The organism is Mycolicibacterium sp. lyk4-40-TYG-92, from assembly GCF_030209435.1.
Classification (GTDB): Bacteria; Actinomycetota; Actinomycetes; order Mycobacteriales; family Mycobacteriaceae; genus Mycobacterium.
Map to the genome: position 1 here is coordinate 231,270 of NZ_JARVRX010000017.1, position 20,126 is coordinate 251,395.

General features: G+C 67.0%; 19 protein-coding genes and 1 pseudogene. 9 read left to right on the forward strand and 11 right to left on the reverse strand.

Annotated elements, in window-relative coordinates:
• Nucleotides 1-5: 5 nt before the first annotated feature.
• The gene (locus QRN63_RS23385; protein WP_267315342.1) at nucleotides 6-791 is read right to left on the reverse strand and encodes an aldolase; all 786 of its coding nucleotides are present in this window, start codon (nucleotides 789-791) and stop codon (nucleotides 6-8) included.
• A 99-nt stretch (nucleotides 792-890) separates the two neighbouring features.
• Between QRN63_RS23385 and QRN63_RS23390 the strand changes: the two genes are divergently transcribed.
• The 3 genes from QRN63_RS23390 to QRN63_RS23400 are packed head-to-tail and all read left to right on the forward strand — an operon-like array spanning nucleotide 891 to nucleotide 3,964.
• Nucleotides 891-1,412 (forward strand): helix-turn-helix domain-containing protein, encoded by a 522-nt coding sequence (locus tag QRN63_RS23390; RefSeq protein ID WP_267315343.1) that lies wholly within the window; start codon nucleotides 891-893, stop codon nucleotides 1,410-1,412.
• Between the two features lie 3 nt (nucleotides 1,413-1,415).
• Nucleotides 1,416-2,636, forward strand: coding sequence for an MFS transporter (locus QRN63_RS23395; RefSeq protein ID WP_502888181.1), 1,221 nt, complete (start codon nucleotides 1,416-1,418; stop codon nucleotides 2,634-2,636).
• Nucleotides 2,637-2,680: 44 nt separating this feature from the next.
• Nucleotides 2,681-3,964: an acyltransferase family protein gene (locus QRN63_RS23400; protein WP_285033382.1), complete on the forward strand. Its 1,284-nt coding sequence runs from the start codon at nucleotides 2,681-2,683 to the stop codon at nucleotides 3,962-3,964.
• On the opposite strand, the gene QRN63_RS23405 is transcribed toward QRN63_RS23400, so the two are convergent.
• Together QRN63_RS23405 and QRN63_RS23410 are read right to left on the reverse strand one after the other, a co-directional pair.
• Entirely contained in the window at nucleotides 3,961-4,149 is a 189-nt protein-coding gene (locus QRN63_RS23405; RefSeq protein ID WP_285033383.1) for a DUF5302 domain-containing protein, read from the reverse strand. The two genes, QRN63_RS23400 and QRN63_RS23405, sit on opposite strands and share 4 nt — an antisense overlap.
• An 18-nt stretch (nucleotides 4,150-4,167) precedes the next feature.
• Nucleotides 4,168-4,611 carry a PPOX class F420-dependent oxidoreductase gene (locus QRN63_RS23410; protein WP_043395606.1) on the reverse strand — a complete coding sequence of 148 codons (444 nt, stop codon included), beginning with the start codon at nucleotides 4,609-4,611 and terminating at the stop codon, nucleotides 4,168-4,170.
• A 54-nt stretch (nucleotides 4,612-4,665) separates the two neighbouring features.
• Between QRN63_RS23410 and QRN63_RS23415 the strand changes: the two genes are divergently transcribed.
• The 3 genes from QRN63_RS23415 to QRN63_RS23425 all read left to right on the forward strand — a co-directional run bounded on the left by QRN63_RS23415 (nucleotide 4,666) and on the right by QRN63_RS23425 (nucleotide 7,349).
• A complete protein-coding gene (locus QRN63_RS23415; protein ID WP_285033384.1) occupies nucleotides 4,666-5,190 on the forward strand; it encodes a DUF1697 domain-containing protein in 525 nt (174 codons plus the stop codon).
• Complete coding sequence (locus tag QRN63_RS23420; protein ID WP_285033385.1) at nucleotides 5,187-6,020, forward strand: class I SAM-dependent methyltransferase; 834 nt, start codon at nucleotides 5,187-5,189, stop codon at nucleotides 6,018-6,020. The genes QRN63_RS23415 and QRN63_RS23420 overlap by 4 nt, the downstream gene beginning before the upstream one ends.
• Before the next feature lie 63 nt (nucleotides 6,021-6,083).
• Complete coding sequence (locus tag QRN63_RS23425) at nucleotides 6,084-7,349, forward strand: uracil-xanthine permease family protein (protein WP_285033405.1); 1,266 nt, start codon at nucleotides 6,084-6,086, stop codon at nucleotides 7,347-7,349.
• Here the strand turns inward: QRN63_RS23425 and QRN63_RS23430 are convergent.
• Both QRN63_RS23430 and QRN63_RS23435 read right to left on the reverse strand, forming a co-directional pair.
• Nucleotides 7,322-10,495, reverse strand: a complete 3,174-nt coding sequence (locus tag QRN63_RS23430) for a bifunctional cytochrome P450/NADPH--P450 reductase (RefSeq protein WP_502888182.1) — start codon at nucleotides 10,493-10,495, stop codon at nucleotides 7,322-7,324. The two genes, QRN63_RS23425 and QRN63_RS23430, sit on opposite strands and share 28 nt — an antisense overlap.
• 34 nt (nucleotides 10,496-10,529) lie before the next feature.
• Nucleotides 10,530-12,035, reverse strand: a complete 1,506-nt coding sequence (locus QRN63_RS23435) for a flavin-containing monooxygenase (protein ID WP_285033386.1) — start codon at nucleotides 12,033-12,035, stop codon at nucleotides 10,530-10,532.
• A 129-nt stretch (nucleotides 12,036-12,164) separates the two neighbouring features.
• On the opposite strand from QRN63_RS23435, the gene QRN63_RS23440 reads away from it, so the two are divergent.
• Nucleotides 12,165-13,361: a PucR family transcriptional regulator gene (locus tag QRN63_RS23440; protein WP_285033387.1), complete on the forward strand. Its 1,197-nt coding sequence runs from the start codon at nucleotides 12,165-12,167 to the stop codon at nucleotides 13,359-13,361.
• A 20-nt stretch (nucleotides 13,362-13,381) separates the two neighbouring features.
• Here the strand turns inward: QRN63_RS23440 and QRN63_RS23445 are convergent, their stop codons facing one another.
• On the reverse strand, nucleotides 13,382-13,744 hold the full coding sequence (locus QRN63_RS23445) for an Rv1152 family transcriptional regulator (protein ID WP_267315352.1): 363 nt from the start codon (nucleotides 13,742-13,744) through the stop codon (nucleotides 13,382-13,384).
• 61 nt (nucleotides 13,745-13,805) lie between these two features.
• On the opposite strand from QRN63_RS23445, the gene QRN63_RS23450 reads away from it, so the two are divergent.
• A complete protein-coding gene (locus tag QRN63_RS23450; protein WP_267315353.1) occupies nucleotides 13,806-14,534 on the forward strand; it encodes an NAD-dependent deacylase in 729 nt (242 codons plus the stop codon).
• Here QRN63_RS23450 and QRN63_RS23455 read toward each other — a convergent pair.
• From QRN63_RS23455 to QRN63_RS23465, 3 genes are read right to left on the reverse strand one after another with little or no spacing between them, the layout of a single operon-like run.
• The gene (locus tag QRN63_RS23455) at nucleotides 14,521-15,150 is read right to left on the reverse strand and encodes a class I SAM-dependent methyltransferase (protein WP_267315354.1); all 630 of its coding nucleotides are present in this window, start codon (nucleotides 15,148-15,150) and stop codon (nucleotides 14,521-14,523) included. The genes QRN63_RS23450 and QRN63_RS23455 overlap by 14 nt on opposite strands.
• A 2-nt stretch (nucleotides 15,151-15,152) precedes the next feature.
• The gene (locus QRN63_RS23460) at nucleotides 15,153-15,821 is read right to left on the reverse strand and encodes a TetR/AcrR family transcriptional regulator (protein WP_285033388.1); all 669 of its coding nucleotides are present in this window, start codon (nucleotides 15,819-15,821) and stop codon (nucleotides 15,153-15,155) included.
• Entirely contained in the window at nucleotides 15,818-18,034 is a 2,217-nt protein-coding gene (locus QRN63_RS23465; protein WP_285033389.1) for an MMPL family transporter, read from the reverse strand. The genes QRN63_RS23460 and QRN63_RS23465 overlap by 4 nt, the downstream gene beginning before the upstream one ends.
• 336 nt (nucleotides 18,035-18,370) lie before the next feature.
• On the opposite strand from QRN63_RS23465, the gene QRN63_RS23470 reads away from it, so the two are divergent.
• The gene (locus QRN63_RS23470) at nucleotides 18,371-18,493 is read left to right on the forward strand and encodes a hypothetical protein (RefSeq protein ID WP_020099274.1); all 123 of its coding nucleotides are present in this window, start codon (nucleotides 18,371-18,373) and stop codon (nucleotides 18,491-18,493) included.
• A gap of 180 nt (nucleotides 18,494-18,673) precedes the next feature.
• Here QRN63_RS23470 and QRN63_RS23475 read toward each other — a convergent pair whose 3' ends face one another.
• Nucleotides 18,674-19,819: an acyl-CoA dehydrogenase family protein gene (locus tag QRN63_RS23475; RefSeq protein WP_267315357.1), complete on the reverse strand. Its 1,146-nt coding sequence runs from the start codon at nucleotides 19,817-19,819 to the stop codon at nucleotides 18,674-18,676.
• Between the two features lie 119 nt (nucleotides 19,820-19,938).
• A pseudogene (locus QRN63_RS23480) lies at nucleotides 19,939-20,126 on the reverse strand (nitronate monooxygenase); the annotation flags it as partial.

Genomic DNA, 20,126 nt, shown 5'->3' on the forward strand with positions numbered 1-20,126 from the left:
GTTGGTCAGTGGTCGAGGGCGTCGGGGTGACGCACCAGGGCACGTCGCGCGTAGTACGCGAAGTTGGCGAGGCTGCGCTTGGGAGTCAGGGTCCAGTCGTGGGCCTCGCGGGCCAGCCGGTCCGGCAGCGGAGCGATGGTGCCGGCGGCCATGGCGGCCAGCTGGAGCTTGGCGCCGCGCTCGATGAGCATCGCCAGAGAGCAGGCTTCCTCGACGCTGGCCCCGGCCACCACCTGGCCGTGGTGGGCCAGCAGAATCGCCTTCTTGTCCCCGAGCGCGCCGGAGATGATCTCGCCTTCTTCGTTGCCCACCGGTACCCCCGGCCAGTCCGCCAGGAAGGCGCAGTCGTCGTACAGCGGCGCGATGTCCATCTGCGAGACGATCAGGGGGACTTCGAGCATCGACAGCGCCGCGACGTGGAACGGGTGCGTGTGCACGATGCAGTTGACATCCGGCCGGGCGCGGTAGATCCACGAGTGAAAGCGGTTGGCGGGGTTGGCCATTCCGCCGCCGTCGAGGACATTGAGGTCGTCGTCGACGAGCAGCAGGTTGCCCGCGGTGATCTCGTCGAAGCCCAGTCCGAGCCGCTGCGTGTAGTACGTGCCCGGTTCTTCGGCGCGGGCCGTGATCTGCCCGGCCAGGCCCGAGTCATGTCCGGCGTCGAACAGCGCCCGGCAGGTCAGCGCCAGTTTCTCGCGGACGCTCAGATTCGAGTCCGCGAAATGACGGTTCATTCCGTCTTCGGCGCGCTGCATCAGTTCGCCCTTGGAGTCATGCATGGTATCGGTCATCGGAACTCCCCTCGTATCGGTGCGCAGTCACACCTCAATGACACAATGCAGACTGTAGGACACAATGTGTCATGCAGTCAATGCGGTATCCTGAACGACGTGAGTGGCTTGTTGCGTGCGGTGCGCCAGCAACGCGGGATGACGCTGGAAGAGCTGGCAGCCGGCACCGGGCTGACCAAGAGCTACCTGTCCAAGGTCGAGCGCGGCCAGAGTGTGCCGTCGATCGCCGCCGCGCTCAAAATCTCGCGCACGCTCGATGTCGATGTGGCACAACTATTTTCCGACGATCCGGAAGTCAGCACCTTCGCTGTCGAACGCGCCGCCGACCGCGGCACCGCCCGCAACCACGCCATTGCGGCGGGCATGCTGGGCAAGGCCATGTCACCGTTCCTCGTCCGCCCGGGCCGCCAGTTCGCCGCCCATGCCCACCCGACTCATCCCGGCCAGGAGTTCGTGTTCGTCCACTCCGGGACCATCGAACTCAACTACGACGGCCGCCTCGTCGAGCTGGCCACCGGTGACTGCGCCTATTTCGACGCCGCGACGCAGCACAAACTTCGTCAGGTCGGCGATGAAACCGCCGAAGTGATCGTCGTGACGTCTCCCGCACCCCGCCGCTGAGGAATGCCAGCGGGTCGCGCCCGTGTTGCCTTACCCGTGCTCCAGACTCGAACCGTGACCTCGCGCCTTGGCTTCCCACTCTTGGCCTACGCCTTCGCCGCCATCATGTTGGGCACCACGCTGCCGACGCCGATCTACGCGCTGTACGCCCACAACCTGCACTTCGCGGTCCTGACGACGACGGTCATCTTCTCGGCCTACGCCATCGGCGTGCTGGCCGCGCTGCTGCTGTTCGGCCGCTGGTCCGACGCCGTCGGCCGACGTCCGGTGCTGATTGCGGGCGCAGTCGCCGCCATCGCGAGCGCCGTCGTCTTCCTCAATGCCGACAGCGTGCCGTTGCTGCTGGTCGGGCGGCTGCTGTCCGGGCTGTCGGCGGGAATCTTCACCGGTACCGCGACGGCCGCTGTCGTCGAGTCTGTGCCGGAGAACCGTCGCGAGCAGGCGGCAGCCGGCGCGACCATCGCCAACATCGGCGGACTGGGCGCCGGACCCGTCCTGGCCGGTCTGCTGGTGCAGTACGCACCGCACCCGCTGCAGCTGCCGTTCCTCGTGCACATCGTGCTGGCCGTGCTGGCCATCGCGGCGGTGTGGCTGGTCCCGGAGACCTCGAGCCGCACCGGCCGGATCGGTTTCCAGCGGCTGTCGGTCCCCGCCGAAGTCCGCGCGACGTTCATCCTCGCCGCCACCGCCGCCTTCGCCGGTTTCGCGGTGATGGGTCTGTTCACAGCGGTGGCCCCGTCGTTCGTCAGCAGTGTCATCGGCATCGACAACCATGCCGTCGGCGGTGCCGTCGCGGCATCGATCTTCGCCGCGTCCGCGGCCGCGCAATTGGCCGGCCGCCGCCTCCATCCGCCGCGGGCCGTCGCGCTGGGCTGCGCGATCCTCGTCGCGGGCATGGTGATTCTGGCTGTGGCACTGCAGTTTTCATCATTGGCCGGTCTGCTGGTCGCCGCTCTCGTGGCCGGCGTCGGGCAGGGCATCAGCTTCAGCCGCGGTTTGGCCGCCGTCGTGGAGGGCACCGCGACGGAGCGTCGCGCCGAGGTGAGCTCGACGTACTTCGTCGTGGCCTACGTGGCCATCTCGCTGCCGGTCGTCAGCCTGGGCTTCGCCGCCCAGCGGTGGGGTCTGCAGGCTGCCGGGGTCAGCTTCGCCGTCATCATCGCGGTCCTTGCGGCCGTCTGCCTGGCTGCCGTCCTATGGCAGGAACGCCGCAGGTCAGCTTGATTTGAGTAGCAATACCTAGGGGTCGCGCCCTTACGTTCAAAGGCATGACCACCCGCGTCTTCCCTTCCGCTGCCGAGATCGCGCAGCGCACGCCGGCCGACCGTGACCGAGCCATCGACGTCATCCGCATCGTCTCGCTGGTCGGCGTTGTCGCCGGGCACACCGTCATGGCGACCAGCATCATCGACCACGAGGTGTTCCGTTGGGGCAACCTGCTGACCACGTCCGTGGTGTTCCAGGCACTGACCTGGGTGTTTCAGATCATGCCGCTGTTCTTCTTCGCCGGCGTCGCGGCGTCGGCCGGCTCGTACCGCAGCGGGACGAGCTGGGGCGGATGGCTGCTCAAGCGCTGCACCCGCCTCTACCGGCCGGTGTTCTACTACCTGACCTTCTGGGCGGGGGCGCTGCTGATCCTCAAGCCGCTGCTGCCGATCCACGTCTACGAACCCGTCGCCGGTATCAGTATTCAGCTGCTGTGGTTCCTTGGCGCCTACGTCATGGTGCTGGCCGCGGTGCCGCTGCTGGCGCGGATCACTACCCGTGGCCAGCTGGTCGCTGCGGTGGCCGGCACCTATGCCTTGGTCGCGCTCGTCGATGCCATCCGCATCAACGACCACGCCTGGTCCGCGCTGGGCTATCTGAATTTCGTGGTGTGGCTGCTCCCCGGCATGCTCGGGGTGGCGTATCGCCGTGGGTTGCTGACCACAACGGCTGCCCTGCGCGTCGGCCTCGGGATGTTGGCCGTCAACGTGGCGCTGGTCTGGGCCGGACCGTATGAGCTGAGCCTCGTCGGCATCGAAACGCAGCACATCAAGAACATGACGCCGCCGTCGCTGCTGCTCGCCGGTCACGCAATCATGATGTGCGCGTTCGCGATTGCGGCCGCCCCGGCCATCAGCCGCTGGGCTGCCCGCCCGCAGGTGTGGCGCCTGGCAGTGATCGGCAATACCGGCGCCATGACGCTGTACCTGTGGCACATGCCGGCCCTGCTCGGCATGCACCTGGCCTTCGACCTGGCCGGCATGCCCCGCTACCCCGGCCAGCCGCACTTCCTGGTGCTCAGCGTCTATCAGATGACGATCATGGCGGCACTGGTCGCCGGCCTGTTCCTGCTGCTGCGTCCACTGGAGAACAACCCGCTCCCGCTGTGGGACGGCGGCCGGGTCTCGGCACCTGGTTGGCGCAGCGCCACCGTCGGCGCGCTGCTGGTCATCGCCGGTGCCGCCACGCTGGCATCAGTCGGCTGGGGCCTGAAAGAGACCGGCCTGCAGTGCGTTTCGGTGATGCTGGCGGCCCTGGTGGCGGCTCGGGCACTGGCCCGGGATTAACCGCTCTTACGACGGAACTCCCGGCGCCCACCGCCGACCGCGCCGTGCGACTTGGACTGCTTGGCCCCGCCTTTCTTCTGGTCGGTGCCACCGGCGGAACCGGCCTTCTTACGCTCGAGCGCCTCGCGGAACTTGCGCTTGGTCTCGTCGGACGATGCTGAACCTTCGGCGGAGTTCTCGGGCATGCACGCAGACTAGCGCGTTCAGCGCACGCCCGGAGGCAGCCCGTACAGATGGGTTATCGGCATGGTGAGCAGCACCCGACGGTCGGCGACCATCGCCCGCCGGTAGTCGTCCCAGTCCGGGTGCTCGCCGGAGATGTTGCGGTACAAGGTAATCAGGCCTTCTACAGTGTCGTCGTCAGGCGCCGCGGCCGGCGGGCTCAGCACCGCGTCCCCCTCGGCCACCGCGTACGCCCAGCCGTCGTCGGATCGGACGTAGATCGATGCCCGGGCATCGCGCCGCAAGTTGCGGGTCTTGGCCCGGGGTTCGGTGATCGACACCCCGATCGTGACGGCCCGTGGGTCGAAGTAGTAGGACACGTTCGACAACTGCGGTCGACCGTCGCGTTTGATGGTGGCCAGCACGCCCAGCGAATTGTCGCTGATCAGCGCCAGCAGCTTGTCTTCGAAGACCTGACGGGTCATGGCACCCAGCGTACGGCGCAACTGCCTACCATTGGGCGTCATGACGGAGTTCGTATGACGACGCGGTACGCGGTGTTCCTGCGCGGCGTCAACGTCGGTGGGGTGAATCTGAAGATGGCCGACGTTGCCGCTGCCTTCCGGGACGCCGGCTTCGACGAGGTCAAGACCTTGCTCGCCAGCGGCAACATCGTGCTGTCCAGTTCATCGAAGGCGACCACGGTGCGCACGAAAGCCGAAGCGGCGCTGCGGGAATCATTCGGGTACGACGCCTGGGTGCTGGTGTATCCGGCCGATGAACTCCGAGCCATCTCCGCGGACTTCCCCTTCGAGAGGGAGGTCGACGGCCATCACTCCTACGTGACGTTCGTCAGCGACGCGGACGTGCTCGACGAATTGGCCGCCCTCACCCCCACCTCCGGAGAAGCGATGCAACAGGGTCACGGCGTCCTGTACTGGCAGGTGGCGCGCGGTAACACCCTGGCCAGCGTGATCAGCAAGACCATGGCCAAAAAGCGCTACAAATCGTCCACCACCACCCGCAACCTGCGAACCGTCGAGAAAGTGCTGGCTGCCGTATGAGTTCACCCCAAAAGATCGACGGCACCACGCTGACCGGCGTCTCCGAGACGGCACTGATGACCCTGCAGGTCCGGGCCAGCGAAGCGCGTCGGCGGGACGGGATCATCGACGATCCGGTCGCGGTCGAGCTGGTGGACCGCATCAATTTCGATTTCGCCAAGTTCGGTTATTCGAGGCGCCCCGACATGGCGATGCGCGCACTGGCGTTCGACCGCGCCACGCTCGCCTATCTGCGCGACCACCCGAAGGCCACTGTGGTGGCGCTGGCCGAGGGTCTGCAGACCAGTTTCTACCGCATCTCCGCCAGCGATGCCGGTACCGAATTCCGCTGGCTGACAGTTGATCTACCGCCGATGATCGAGGTCCGCAGCAAACTGCTGCCCTCTTCAGAACGGGTTTCGGTGTGCGCACAATCAGCGTTGGATTACAGCTGGATGGACCAGGTTGACGCCACCGAAGGCGTTTTCATCACAGCCGAAGGCCTGCTGATGTACCTGCAGCCCAAGGAATCATTGGGACTCATCGCCGAGTGCGCCAAGCGGTTTCCGGGCGGACAGATGATGTTCGATTCGCCGCCCGCACTGTTCGCCCGACTCGTCGGCCGCGGTATGCGGACGTCCTTGCGCTACCGGGTGCCACCGATGCCGTTCACCATGTCGGCGAGCCAGGCCGCGCGATTGGTCGACACCATCCCGGGCATTCGGAAGGTCCACGACGTCGAGTCCCCCGCCACCCGCAGCCGGGTGCTCAACGCCATTATGCGGACGGCACAACGGGTTCCGTTGCTCGACCCGGTCCGTCCCGCGATGACGCTGCTGGAATTCGGCTAGTTCGTACCGCGCCAAACGCGCTGACAGACAGCGAATATGAGCCCGATCCGGCACTATGACCGGATGATTCCGCTCTCCTGGACGCCTGTCGGACCGGACGCCGCTGTCGTCGGCCCCGATGAACGGCTCAGCTGGCCGCGCACCATCGGCATCGGCGCCCAGCATGTGGTGGCGATGTTCGGCGCCACGTTCCTGGTGCCGGTGCTGACCGGGTTCCCGCCGGCCACCACGCTGTTGTTCTCCGGCATCGGCACGATCGCGTTCCTGCTGATCACCGGAAACCGGCTGCCGAGCTATCTCGGGTCGAGCTTCTCGGTGATCGCGCCGGTCACCGCCGCGGTCGCCGCACACGGAACCGGGAGCGCGCTGGGCGGTTTGATCGCCGTGGGCCTGCTGCTGATCCTCGTCGGCGGGGTGGTGCACGTGGTCGGCACGCACTGGCTGGATCTGACGCTGCCGCCGGTGGTCACCGGTGCGATCGTCGCCCTCATCGGCTTCAACCTGGCCCCGGCGGCGAAGCACAATTTCGAGAAGGGACCGCTCGTCGGGCTCGTGACGCTGGTGCTGCTGGTCGCGACGCTGGCGTTCTTCCGCGGCATCATCGGCCGCCTGGCCATCTTCCTCGCCGTCGTCGTCGGCTACCTCCTGGCGCTGGTTCTCGGCGATGTCGACACCGCGGCCATCGCCGCCGCACCGTGGATCGGGCTGCCCGAATTCCACGGGCCGTCGTTCAGCCTGGCGGTCCTGCCGATGTTCCTGCCGGCGGTGATCGCGCTGATCGCCGAGAACATCGGGCATGTGAAATCGGTGGGCCAGATGACCGGGAAGGACCTGGACCCGCTGATGGGCCGGGCGCTGGCCGCCGACGGGGTCGCCACCGTGCTGGCCGGTGCGGGCGGCGGCTCGGCCACCACCACCTACGCCGAGAACATCGGGGTGATGGCCGCGACGCGCATCTATTCGACGGCCGCGTATTGGGTCGCCGCTGCCGTGGCCGTCGCACTGTCGTTGTGTCCCAAGGTCGGTGCGGCCATCTCGGCCATCCCGCCGGGCGTGCTCGGCGGGGCGACGATCGTGCTCTACGGTCTGGTCGGCATCCTCGGGGTGCGGATCTGGCTGACCAACCACGTGGATTTCTCGCAGCCGATCAACCAGATGACCGCCGCCATCCCGCTGATCATCGGTATCGCCGATTTCACCTGGCAGGCCGGGCCGTTGACGTTCACCGGCATCGCGCTCGGTTCCGTTGCGGCGCTGGTGATCTACCACGGCATGCGCGGGTTGACGGCCCTCCGCGGGTCTCAGCCGGCCCAGACGTCCTCGACGTAGCGGTCGGTGTTGACCAGCTCGGCCAGCCAGGCGCGGGCGGCGGCGGCGTCGGTGCCGGTCCGGCTGCGGTAGATGTCCTGGAACGCGGCGCGCACGGCGGGTGCCATCCGCGCACCGTCGCCGCACACATAGACATGCGTGTCGTTGTCCGGGTTTCCGAGCAGGTCCCACACCTCATCGGCGTCCGCGGCGATCCGGTCCTGCACGTACTTGACCTCATCACCCGCCCGGGAGAACGCCGGCCGCATCCGCACGATGCCGAGACGTTCGGCGTCCTCGGCCTCGTCGCGGAACAGATAGTCCACGTCGGGATGTCGCACGCCGAAGAAACACAGCGCGGCAGTGAACGGCTCCCCTGCTTCCAGTGCGCCCAGCCGGTCTCCGATGAAACCCCGGAACGGCGCCACTCCCGTCCCGGCGCTGACCAGGATGACGTTGCGGGTCGGATCGGCACCCGCCCGGAAGGCCTGCCGAGCCGGGTCCACCCGCATTCGAACCTGCTGTCCCGGAACAGCATCCGCGAGATAGCTGGACGAGACGCCACGGAAGACACCGGAACCCGACCGGGCCGGACCTTCCAGCACCCCGACCACCAGCTCGACTTCCCGGACCCGGCGGCGGGACGACGTGGCGATCGAATAGTGGCGCGGCGACATCGGTTCGAAGAGTTCCAACAACTCTTCGCGGCTCAGCTTGGTGGCGGGGAACTCCGCCAGACAATCGGTGATGCTCAGTGCGCGGGCGACGGGGTCGTCGGCCAGTGCGGTCAGCGCGGCACGTTCCGGTGGGCACGGGTTGGCCGCCGCGAGCCGCAGCAGCTGGCTGCGGGTCGCCGGTTTACGAAGTTCCAGAAAATGTGTAAGTAGTTCGCGCACAGTGACTTCCCGGTCGATCGGGATGGCCCGCCGGGTACTGCGCCGCGGATTGATCGAGATGCGACGATCGAGTCGCAGGTCCAGCAGCTCCCCGACCTCGTCCACCAGAGCCGGGCTGTTGTCCGGCAACACGGTGAGGTGGTCGCCGGTCTCATAGTCGACACCGTCGGGCAGCGCGATGCGGATCAACCGCTTGTCCTGTCCGAACTCGGAACCGGTGTCCACCAACGGAATGTTGTCGAGCACCGTCGCCGGTTGCACTCGATGGCGGGCGTCGATCGCCGCTGTGACCGGCCCATCGATGGCGCGTAGGTCGTAGAGCGGCTCGGCGACGACGGGTTCATCCGCGACGACGACGCCGAAGACACCGCCGAGCGCATTCCACAGCGCCGCCGAGAAGTCCTCCACCACTCCGGCGAAGTCGCCCGAGGTATCGGCTTCGGCCATCGGAAGCAATTGCATCGCACCGAGTTCCGCAAGCCTGGCGTCGATGCGCCGCGGAATCGCCAGGTACGTCTCGGCCCAGTTGCGGTCGCCGACACCGAGAACCGCGTAGGGCACCGCCGGCACCGTGGCGTCCGATCCGTCCATCCATTCCACGAAGGCGCGGGCATCGTCGGTCGGCATGCCGTTGTACGACGCGGCGACGATGACCACCGCGCCCTGGTCCGGCAGTGCGGCCGTCACGGAATCCAGTGCGGCGACGGTCGTTTCGTAGCCGAGGTCGACGGCCTCGTCACCGAGTTGCTGTGCCAGCGACCGGCAGTTGCCGAGGTTCGACCCATGCAGCACAAGCAGTTTCGTACCGGGCGGCACCGCCGCGCGGGACTGCGTCACCGGGGCGGCCGCGACGACCGCGGTAGCCTGCCGGCGCTCCTCCGGGGTACGGCGAATGAGTTCGAGGTGAAAGCCCTCCGGCTTGCGCAGCACGTCACTGTGGGTACGCAGCGTGTAGTGCTCGACGTCGACGAAACGGTAGCGGTGCACGAGGGTCGCGATCGCCATGGTGGCTTCGTGGAGCGCGAACTGGCGGCCGATGCAGGACCGCGCGCCGGTACCGAACGGCTTGAACAGGTTGACCGGCCGCTGCCCGGCCCGCTCGGCGTCGAACCGGTCCGGGTCGAAGATCTCGACGTTGTCGCCCCACTCCGGTTGCCGGTGCAGCGACGACGTCAGCACCGTTACCGCTTCACCCTGCCGCACCGGGTACTGGCCACCGATGACGGTGTCCGCCAAGGCCATTCGGTCGAATTCCCGCACCGGCGGGGACAACCGCAGCGCTTCGTCGATGATCTGGCGGATGTAGCCGAGCTTGCCGATCTCGTCGAACGCCGGCACGTGGTCGTCGTCGGGGCCGAACACCGAGTCCGCCTCCGCCTGCGCGCGGTGCAACACCGCCGGGTTCTTGACGATGCTGTACAGCGCCGTCGGCATCAGTATCGACGTCGTGTCCTGCCCGGCAACCAGGAACGTGGCGATCTGATTGCGGATGCTGTCGTCGTCCAGGATCGGTGTCCCGTCGGGCCCGGGCTGCAGCATCAGAGCCAAGAGATCGTCGAGGCCCACGTCGCCCGCGCGGTGCTGGGCGATCAAGTCCATGATGAAGCTGAACAGCTTCCCACGCTCGGTCTCGAACACCGCCCGGTCGGCGTTGGGTCCGAGCAGCACCTGGTTGAGGGTGGCTGCGAAACTCGCTGGGATATCGGCGAGTCCGTCGTGCTGATAGGAATCGAACCGCGCCCCGAAACCAGCGAGGCCCACGGTGTCCATGGCCAGCTTGGCCAGATCCCCCGCCACGTCCACCGTTCGGGTACCCACGGCGGTGTCCCACTGCGCGATCAGTTGCCGGTTGATGTCGAGCATCGCGGGGTGGTAGCTGCGCAGCCCGCTGAAGCTGAAGCCGGGAATCAGAACGTCGTGAGCTTCCTGCCAGCCCGCCTCGCCGGGGTACGCGGTGAAGAGGCCGTTACCGACCACCGGGCGAAACCTGGCCAGCCGGCCCGTCAGCGCCTTGCCGAACCGGCTCTCATCACACAGTTCGTCGACCAGCGCCAGCGAGCAGGCATAGAGCCGACGGCCGGGCCCGAGGTCGGCGTAGAACAGTGGGCCGTACTGCTCGGTGAGGAGGTCCAGCGGCAACGAATAAGGCCGCCCGGGCACTGGCCCGGACGGCAATTCGACGCCGACAGCTGAAGGGACACCGGGAATCTCGGGCGGCACAGCTGGCGACTCCATACATCCCGTCGCTTCGCTCGCCTCAGATGTCTCCATTCACGCCAGCGTAAACGGCCGCCCTGAGAGCCAATCAGGAAACCGGCGCGAACGCCCGAACTTCTGCGCGACTGGTCGCGGCGAACCGCAGGTTCGGGTCTGCCACCGCGCCGTGCCGCAGCACCTCGCGGTCGAAGTTGTAGTTCATCGACATCACCCAGGGTCCTTCCGCACCCTGCCGCGGCAGGGTGTCCGCCACCCGCTGCACGTAGCCCGCTGCGAAGTCCAGCAGGGGCTTGGTCGCCATGCCCGCAGCGTCGAACTCCGGCCGGACGCTGTCGAATCCCCCTTCGTCCATGTGGCTGAGCAGCCGGCAGAAGTGCTCGCACAGCAGGCCGACCTTGAGTGTCCACGACGAGTTGGTGTAGCCGAAGGCGAAGGCGAAGTTCGGCACGCCCGACAGCATGATGCCCTTGTAGGCCACGGTGTCCGAGAGGTTCACCGCCTGGCCATCGACGGTCAGCGATACGCCACCGAACAGCTGCACGTTCAAACCTGTTGCGGTGACGATGATGTCGGCATCCAGGTGCTCCCCCGACTCCAACTCGATGCCGGTCTCGGTGAAGGTCGCGATGCGGTCGGTGACGACCGACGCCTTGCCGCTGCCGATCGCCTTGAACAGGTCGGCGTCCGGCACCGTGCACAGGCGCTGATCCCACGGCTTGTAGCCGGGGCTGAAGTGCGTGTCCACGTCGTAGCCCTCGGGCAGCTCGCGGGCGTTGGTCCAGCGGATGACCCGACGGGCGGCCGCCGGATACTTCTGGCACAGGGTGTACACCGCGCGCTGCCGGATGACGTTCTTGCGCCGGGCCAGCGCGTAGCCGCGGTCGGCGCCGAGCACGCGCGCGGCCACATTGGCGAACGCGTCCTTGGACGGGACGGGAAGGATGTAGGTCGGCGAGCGCTGCAGCATGGTGACGTGGGCGGCCTTGGCCGCCATCGACGGCACCAGCGTCACCGCGGTCGCGCCGCTGCCGATGACGACGACCTTCTTGCCGGTGTAGTCGAGGTCTTCGGGCCAGTGCTGCGGGTGCACGACCTGGCCTGCGTAGCGGTCGCGGCCGGGGAACTGCGGGGTGAAGCCCTGGTCGTAGCGGTAGTAGCCGCCGGCGCAGAAGAGCCAGTTGGCGGAGATTTGCACCAGTTCGCCGGTGTCGGTGCGCTCGACGTCGACGAGCCACCGCGCGGTACCGCTGTCCCACGCGGCGCCCAGCACCTTGTGGTGGAACCGGATGTTGCGGTCGATGTTGTGCTCGCGGACCGTCTCTCGCAGATAGGCGAGGATCTTGTCGGCGGAGGCGATGGCGTCCTCGTCGCGCCACGGCTTGAACTCGTAACCGAAGGTGTGCAGGTCGGAGTCGGAGCGAATGCCGGGGTACCGGAACAGGTCCCAGGTTCCGCCGGTCGCGCCGCGCGATTCCAGAATGGCGTACGACCGCCCGGGATGTTCCTGCTGCAGGTAGTAAGCGGCACCGATGCCGGAGATTCCGGCGCCGACGATCAGGACGTCGACCTGGGTGGTGTTGTCGGTGTGCTCCATTGCAGGCTCCCTGTTGGCGGTGGTGGCGTGGCAATAATGTTGGCGCCTGCCCGCCGCCGGCTGAAGGTCAAAGCGTCTCAAATTTCCCGATCACTGGTGCACTGTGCACCAGGACGCTAACCTGGCCCGATGGACGCAACAGGGCCATCACCGCAGGTCCGCGACCTGATCCGGCAGTGCGCGCAGGTGGTCGTCAATGCCCCTGCGGAATGGCTCGAGGAACTCGACCGCGCCGTGCTGGGCGCCAATCCGGCCATCGCCTCCGATCCCGAGCTGGCCGCGGCCGTCAGCCGGAGCAACCGCTCGAACCTGTTGTTCTGGGGTGCCGCCAACGTCCGCGATCCCGGCGCACCGGTGCCGCCCAACGCCGGCGCCGAGCCGATGAGCGTCGCCCGGGAAATGGTGCGGCGCGGCGTCGACTCGTACACCTTGGACGCCTACCGGGTCGGTGAAGGCGTGGCATGGCGGCGCCTGATGGATATCGCCTTCGAACTGACCTCCGACCCCGCCGACCTGCACGCGATGCTCGATGTCTGCTCACAGTCGATCAGCGACTTCATCGAGGCCACCCTGGCAGCCATCGCCGCCCAGATCGAACTCGAGCGCGACGAACTCACCCGCGGCAGCCACGCCGAGCGTCGCGCGACGGTCGCGCTGCTCCTGGAAGGCGCTCCGCTTCCCCGCCAGCGCGCGGAAAGCCGCCTCGCCTACGGACTCGGCGGCAGCCACACCGCCGCCGTCATCTGGACCGACAACCCGAACAGCGATCTGTCTCAATTGGACCGCGCCGCCGAGGCTTTCGGGCAGGCCGCACGTGGCCGACCGCTCAGCGTGCTGGCCAGTACCGCGACGCGGTGGGTGTGGGCGCCCGGCCCGGTTGACGTCGACTCACTGACGCATGCCGCCGGACGCGACGTGCGGATCGCGATCGGCTCGACGGGCGCCGGCGTGGACGGGTTCCGGCGCAGCCACTTCGACGCCATCACCACCCAGCAGATGATGGCGCGACTGCATTCGCCGCAGCAGATCGCCGAATACACCGACATCGAGCTGGTCGCCCTGCTCACCGCGGACGCCGACCGCGCCGCGGTGTTCGTCAAGCGGGTGCTGGGTGATCTGGAAACCGCGAGCCCGGAATTGCGCTCCGCGGTGCGCGCGTTCGTCCGGGCGCAGTGCAACGTGTCCCGCGCCGCGGTCACGCTCTTCACGCATCGCAACACCTTGTTGCGCCGACTGGCCCGGGCCGACGAACTGCTGCCGCGCCCGTTGGCCGACAACAGCGTCGAAGTCGGCGTCGCACTCGACGTGTTGCACTGGCGCGGTTGAGGTTTAGGTCGACCCGCCCCCTACTCGAACGCCGCATCCAGATACCGCAGCGCGTCGGCTTTCAGCACACCCAACGCCCGGGCCGTGTCGGCAAAAGCATTGGCCGCATCGACCATGGCCGCAGCGGCTGGGTCGGCGGCCGCGACGAAAGTTCCTGACCGCCCTCGGGTTTCGAGCACGCCGGCGGTCTCGAGTTCACGGTAGGCCCGGGCGACGGTGTTGGCCGCCATACCCAGCCTGCCCGCCAGGTCACGCACCGTGGGCAGGCGGGTGCCGGCGGGCAGGCGCCCATCCCGAATGGCCTCGATGATCTGCAGCCGCAGCTGGTCGAACAACGGCCCCGCGTGCGGATCGAGGCGGACCCAGTCACCGAAATCGGACATCCGCCGAGTATGACCGATGACGAGGTGGCCCGGATCACCCAGAACCCGATAACGTGGTCCAATGCGGGTGACGGTGTTCAGCGGTGCGGGGATGTCCGCCGACAGTGGCGTGCCGACCTTCCGGGATGCCGAGACCGGCCTGTGGGCCAACACCGACCCCTACGAAATTTCGAGCTCGGACGCCTGGCGTCGCCACCCCGAGCGCGTGTTCGCCTGGTATCTGTGGCGCCATCACATGATGGGCAACGTGACCCCCAATGACGGGCACCGGGCGGTCGCCGCGTGGCAGGACTACACCGAGGTCGACATCGTCACCCAGAACATCGACAACCTGCATGAGCGGGCGGGCAGCACGCGGGTCCATCACCTGCATGGCAGCTTGTTCCACTTCCATTGCGACAGTTGCAAAGCCGCGTTCGAGGGCACGCTGCCGCCGATGCCGGAGCCTGAAATCGCCGTTGAACCGCCAGAGTGCTACTGCGGCGGTCTGGTGCGGCCCAACGTGGTGTGGTTCGGCGAGAACCTGCCCTCCGACGCGTGGAACAACTCGGTCGCAGCCGTCAGCGCCGCCGATCTGGTGATCACCGTCGGCACGTCCTCGGTGGTGTACCCGGCGGCGTCTCTGCCGGAAGCCGCGGTGCGGCAGGGCATTCCGGTGATCGAGGTGAATCCGAAGCCGACGCCGTTCTCGGATCAGGCCACGGTGTCCCTGCGGGAGACTGCGGCCACCGCGCTGCCGACCCTGTTGCAGCGGTTGCCCGAACTGCTGTCGACCGTCAAACAGGCCTGACGGCGCGGCCCAGCGCCGCCTCGGACAGCGGCACCCAGCCCGGCAGCATCAGCACGCGCCGGGCATCCGAAACCTCGAATCCCGCGCCGACGATGTTCCGCTCGGTTTCCCGGTGTGCGTGACAGTTGCCCGAAATCTTGGGCCAGAAGGTCGAATCCAGGAATCGCTGCACCCGGCCACGCACCCCGTCGCTGGCGACGTGCTCGAAGTAGCGCAGCTCGCCACCGGGCTTGAGCCGCGAATACATCTGCCGCAGCACACTTTCCGGTTCGTCAACCGAGCACAGCACCAGTGAGCACACCACGGCGTCGAAAAGATCGTCGCCGTCGAAGTTCTCGACGGTCTCGGTGCGGACCGTCACCGGCACGGGCGCGGTCAACGCCGCCTTCCGGGCCAGCGGCGCCAGCCTGATCTCTGGCTCGACGGCCACCACCTCGGTCACGGTGTCCGGGTAGAAGGCGAAGTTGGTTCCGGTTCCGGCGCCGATCTCCAGCACCCGGCCGCGGAGCCCGGCCAGATTCTCCTGCCGCAGCCTGGTCATGAACTTACGCTCGCGCGACGACATCGCGATCCACATGCGGGCGAAGAACGGGTTGTCCACCGAGGTATCGGTCATCGTCAGGAACCTTTCAGTCGCTCGACCAGCTGCTGCGGCGCCACATCCGGGCCGCCCAGTCCTCTCACCATGCCACCGAGGCACGCGGCGCTGAGCACTCGGTCCGCGAATTCCTCGAGATTGCCGAACGGCAGGTACGGCCGTGAGATGAACAGCGCCGCAAGACCGTGTGCCACCGTCCACAACCCGAGCGCCGTCGCGGTCACGTCGCCGACCGGATAACTACCCTCGTCCATCAGAGCCTGCACCGAATCCCGCATGTGCGCGAAGGCCGCGGTGTTCAGGGCCTGGTCCACGTCGCTGTCCGGGTGCCCTTCGGACATCATGGCGATCCGGTAGAGCTCGGGGTTCTGGCGGGCGAAGCGGACGTACGCCAGCCCTTGCGCGCGCAGCCTGTCGATCGTCGTCGGCTGCTCGGCGGCCACCTGCTGCATGACGTCGTCCAGACGCTCGAAGTACCGGCCGCACACCGCGTCCAGCAAGGCGTCCTTGTCGGCGAAATGCAGGTAGATCGATGGCGGGGTAACGCCCACGCGCTGCGCTACCGACCGGATGGAAACCTCTTTTTCGCTGCCGGTGTCCAGCAGTAATTCGGTTGCCGCATCGAGGATTTCGTCGCGCAGCTGGTCGCCAGACCCGCGCGGCGCGCGGCGCCGTTTCGTCGCCGTCATCGCGCGCTGCATGCCGAGGGTTCGGGTGCCGATTCGCTGATGCCGATGCGTTCGTGCAGCCGCGCCAGCGGCGCCGGCGCCCACCAGTTCCACCGTCCCATCAGATGCATGAAGGCCGGCACCAGCACCGTCCGAACCAAGGTGGCATCGACGAGGACGGCAATGGTCAGGCCGAGCCCGAACATCCGCATGAACGACACCTCGGCGGCGATCAGCGCACCGAATGAAATCGACATCACCAGAGCCGCGGCCGTGATGACCCGGCCGGTGTGGGCGAGTCCGAGAGCGACGCTCTCGTCGTTGTCCTGTTCCACGAGCCAGAACTCACGGATGCGGGCGACCAGGAACACCTCGTAGTCCATCGAGAGCCCGAACGAGATGCAGAACAGCAGCACCGGCATGTTGGACGCCAACGTCCCCGTCGCCGTGGTGCCGAGCGCGCCGAGGTGACCGTCCTGGAAAATCCAGACCAGTGCACCGAATGCCGCGGTGAGCGAAAGAACATTGAGTACAACAGCTTTCACCGGCAGCACCACGCTGCCGGTGAGCAGGAACAGCAGCCCGAGCGTGATGACGGCGATGACGGCCAGCACCCATGGCAACCGGTCAGTGACGGCCTGCACACTGTCATGACTGATCTGCGCGACACCCGCCAGCTGCACGAGCCGCCCGTCCGGTCCCCGAACGGCATGCACCGCATCGAGTTGTGCCTGAGACGCGTCCGAGAACAGTGGCGCACTGCTGCCGATGGTCAGGAAGGCGCTGCCGTCGACGATCGCGGCACCGGGACCGGCCGGTCCCACTCTCCGGCCGCCGACGAAAGTTCCGGTGGGAGAGGAGACTTCGGTGACGGCGGGGACGCGCGAGAGGTCGGCGGCATACGTGTCGAAGGCGGCGGGGGTCAGCCCGGCGGCGTCGGGAACGACAGCCGTGATGTCAGTGGCCGAGTTGTTGGCGAAGTCGTTGCGCAGCTGGTCCCCCAGCTGGTGCGCGGAGGCCGTGGTCGGCAGCACCCGCTCGTCGGGGAACCCCCACTTCGCGCCGAGGAACGGCGCACCCAGAACCAACAGCAGGGCGACGACAGCCAGCCCGGCCGATACGGACCGGCGCATCACGGCCTTGGCGGTGCGGTAGAAGAACATCTCCTGCACCGGCTTGGGCGTGGTGTCGCGCCGGAACAGCCGCGGCAGGCTGAGGGCGTCGAGGCGGTCGCCGAGCAGCCAGATGGCCGCCGGCGTGACGATCACCGCGGCCGCCGCGGCGAACGCGACCGTCGCGATGCCGGCGTAGGCGATGGACGTCAGGAAGTACATCGGGAAGATCAGCATGGCGGCCATCGAGAGCCCGACCGTCGTCGCGGAGAACAGCACGGTGCGTCCGGCAGTGACCATGGTGCGGATCAGCGCCTGGTCCCGGGGCTGCCCCTCCGCCACCTCGTCGCGGTAGCGGCTGATGATCAGCAGCGTGTAGTCGATGGCAAGGGCGAGCCCGAGGGCGGTGGCCACGTTCAAGGCGAACACGGACACGTCGGTGAAGAACGTGATGGTGCGCAGCACCGCGAGCGTGCCGGTCATCGCCAGGCCGCCGACGAGGATCGGTAGCGCGGCGGCGACCAGCCCCCCGAACACCCACACCAGGACCAGGAAGCTGAGCGGCACCGCGATGGATTCCATCAGCAACAGGTCGTGTTCGGTCTGGGTGTTGATCTGGGAGTAGATGATCGCCCCGCCGCCGGCTTTGACGGTGACACCAGGCCGGTCGTGCACCACTCGGTCGGCGAGCTCCTGGGCATATCGCTGCGCGTTGTTCTCGCCGCCGTTCATCCCGGCGACGATCAGCCCGGACTTGCCGTCCTTGCTGATCAGTTCTCCGGCCGCGGCCGGTGGCACGGTCCAGGCCGAGGACACGTAGGCGACATGCGGTGAGGCCTTCAGGTGGTCGACGATGTCGCGGGCGGCCGCGGTTGCGGCCGGCCCGTGCACCCCGTCGGGCGCGGTGAGGGTAACCAGCATCGGCATGTCGCCCTGGCGGAACTTGGTGGCCAGGAGCCGACTGGCTTGTGACGATTCGGACTTCGGGTCCTGGAAGCCGCCCGCCGGCAGGGTCTTGACGACCGGGACGCCAAAGATTGCCGCGGCGATGAGGACCAGCCCCGCCACCGCCAGAATCCTCCTCGGCGCGGCAATGGCCAGCAACGCGATGCGGTTCAGCATGCACTCCCCTTCGGCTAACACCGCTAAGTTATCGCTGATAACTCAGGCTTGTCAATGATCGCTCACCGTGATCACGAGATTTATTGACGTCCGGTTCAGGCGGCCCACCAGCCACGATCCGGGTGACGGTCATCATGTTTGCTACTGGCCAGTGAACTAAGCCGCGATCTACGGCCCCGACTGCGTATCAAGATCACCCGTGGCCTTGCGGAATGTGAGCTACTCACGGGTCACTTAGAGGTCAGGGTTGGCCAACCTACCCAGCGGTAAGAATTGCCAACGTTTTCCGAATCGTGACTCAAAGATTTCTTAATAGCGACCCATAGCCTCATAGACATGTGGATCGACGACACCAACGCAGATGTCATCAAAGTAGATTTCGATGCCCTGTACCACGGGGACGTCCTGATCGAGGGTGACACGTCCGAGCAGTTCCCCGACCTCGCCGAGGCTGTCTGATTCCGCGGGTTCACCCACGAGTCTGACGCCGCGCCGAAGCGCGACGCCGCTGCGCACAAATCGCGTGCGCACGCAGGGACTCGTCGGGGTGATTTCCAGCGTCAAAGCCGCCGACCGATACGGTCGGCGGCTTTTGTTGTGTCTGTGCCGGTTGTGTCTGGCCGGAGCCCGCGCTGACGCCTACAGCCCCAGGTCGCGCCCGATTACCTCACGCATGATCTCGTTCGAGCCCGCCCAGATTTTGGTGACGCGGGCGTCTTTCCAGGCGCGCGCGACCCGGTATTCGTTCATGAAGCCGTAGCCGCCGTGGATCTGGACGCAGTTGTCCAGAATCTCGTTCTGCACCACCGAACTCCAGTACTTGGCCTTGGCCGCATCGATGGCGGTCAACTGACCGCTCAGGTGCGCCATGACGCAGTTGTCGATATAGGCCTGCGCCACGTCGAGTTTGGTGACCATCTCGGCGAGGAGGAACTTGTTCCATTGCAGCGAGCCGATCGGTTGGCCGAACGCCTTGCGCTCCTTGGCGTATTCGACGGTGTCGTCCAGAATCCGCCGGACATGAGCGAGGTTGGCCACCGCAACGCTGATGCGTTCCTGCGGCAGCAACGTCATCATGTGGATGAAGCCCCGGTCGACCTCGCCGATGATCGCCGACTCGTCGACCCGCACGTCTTCGAAGAACAGCTCCGCGGTGTCCGCTTCGGGCTGGCCCACCTTGTCGAGCTTGCGGCCCCGCGTGAACCCCGGCATTCCCGTTTCCACCGCGAACAGAGTGATGCCCTTGGAGCCCTTCTCCGGTGCGGTTCGCGAGGCGACGATCACCATGTCGGCCTGGGTCCCGTTGGTGATGAACGTCTTCGAGCCGTTGATGACGTAACTGGAACCGTCCTTGACCGCGGTCGTCTTCAACGCGGCCAGGTCCGAGCCACCGGACGGCTCGGTCATCCCGATAGCGGTGATCATCTCGCCGCTGCAGAATTTCGGCAACCAGCGACGCTTCTGCTCCTCGGTGGTCAGCGTGACCAGATATGGTGCGGCGCAGTCGTAGTGGATGGTGAATGCCGACGCTGCCGCAGCACTGGACCGCGAAAGCTCTTCACACAGAACGGTATTGAAGCGGTAGTCCCCCGCGGCACTGCCGCCGTACTCTTCGGGTACCTCGAGCCCCAGATACCCGTTGCGGCCGGCCTCCAGCCACACCTCGCGGTCGATGTAGCGCTGCTCGATGAATTTGTCTTCATTCGGCTCGATGTGGCGGGCGACGAATTCGCGCACCGAGGCCCGGAAGTCGTCGTGATCTACTTCGAACAAGCTGCGCTGCATGTCAACGTCCTTAATGCGTGCCGGGTCGCCTGGGCCAAAAGCTACCCGGCGAACCACCGCCGAATGCACTGAGGGCTGAGACTCCCCCGAGTCACAGCCCTCAGTCCACTACGTCAGAACTAGACGGACGCCAGCTCGGCTTCGCCGGCTCCGACCATCCGGGCCAGGCGGCCGGTGATGATCTCCTCGGCCTCGCCGACGATGCGGCTGATGAGCTCATCGCACGTCGGGATGTCGTGGATCAGGCCCATCACGGTGCCCGCGGTCCAGATGCCGGCGTCGATGTCGCCGTTCTCGAACACCTTGC

Coding starts and splice junctions, on each gene's coding strand:
- QRN63_RS23415 (WP_285033384.1), top strand. CDS start 4,666: ATGACGACGCGGTACGCGGTGTTCCTGCGCGGCGTCAACGTCGGTGGG.
- QRN63_RS23475 (WP_267315357.1), bottom strand. CDS start 19,819: ATGCAGCGCAGCTTGTTCGAAGTAGATCACGACGACTTCCGGGCCTCG.
- QRN63_RS23430 (WP_502888182.1), bottom strand. CDS start 10,495: ATGGAGACATCTGAGGCGAGCGAAGCGACGGGATGTATGGAGTCGCCA.
- QRN63_RS23385 (WP_267315342.1), bottom strand. CDS start 791: ATGACCGATACCATGCATGACTCCAAGGGCGAACTGATGCAGCGCGCC.
- QRN63_RS23425 (WP_285033405.1), top strand. CDS start 6,084: ATGATTCCGCTCTCCTGGACGCCTGTCGGACCGGACGCCGCTGTCGTC.
- QRN63_RS23395 (WP_502888181.1), top strand. CDS start 1,416: ATGCCAGCGGGTCGCGCCCGTGTTGCCTTACCCGTGCTCCAGACTCGA.
- QRN63_RS23400 (WP_285033382.1), top strand. CDS start 2,681: ATGACCACCCGCGTCTTCCCTTCCGCTGCCGAGATCGCGCAGCGCACG.
- QRN63_RS23420 (WP_285033385.1), top strand. CDS start 5,187: ATGAGTTCACCCCAAAAGATCGACGGCACCACGCTGACCGGCGTCTCC.
- QRN63_RS23445 (WP_267315352.1), bottom strand. CDS start 13,744: ATGTCCGATTTCGGTGACTGGGTCCGCCTCGATCCGCACGCGGGGCCG.
- QRN63_RS23435 (WP_285033386.1), bottom strand. CDS start 12,035: ATGGAGCACACCGACAACACCACCCAGGTCGACGTCCTGATCGTCGGC.
- QRN63_RS23465 (WP_285033389.1), bottom strand. CDS start 18,034: ATGCTGAACCGCATCGCGTTGCTGGCCATTGCCGCGCCGAGGAGGATT.
- QRN63_RS23460 (WP_285033388.1), bottom strand. CDS start 15,821: ATGACGGCGACGAAACGGCGCCGCGCGCCGCGCGGGTCTGGCGACCAG.
- QRN63_RS23410 (WP_043395606.1), bottom strand. CDS start 4,611: ATGACCCGTCAGGTCTTCGAAGACAAGCTGCTGGCGCTGATCAGCGAC.
- QRN63_RS23405 (WP_285033383.1), bottom strand. CDS start 4,149: ATGCCCGAGAACTCCGCCGAAGGTTCAGCATCGTCCGACGAGACCAAG.
- QRN63_RS23450 (WP_267315353.1), top strand. CDS start 13,806: ATGCGGGTGACGGTGTTCAGCGGTGCGGGGATGTCCGCCGACAGTGGC.
- QRN63_RS23440 (WP_285033387.1), top strand. CDS start 12,165: ATGGACGCAACAGGGCCATCACCGCAGGTCCGCGACCTGATCCGGCAG.
- QRN63_RS23470 (WP_020099274.1), top strand. CDS start 18,371: ATGTGGATCGACGACACCAACGCAGATGTCATCAAAGTAGATTTCGAT.
- QRN63_RS23455 (WP_267315354.1), bottom strand. CDS start 15,150: ATGACCGATACCTCGGTGGACAACCCGTTCTTCGCCCGCATGTGGATC.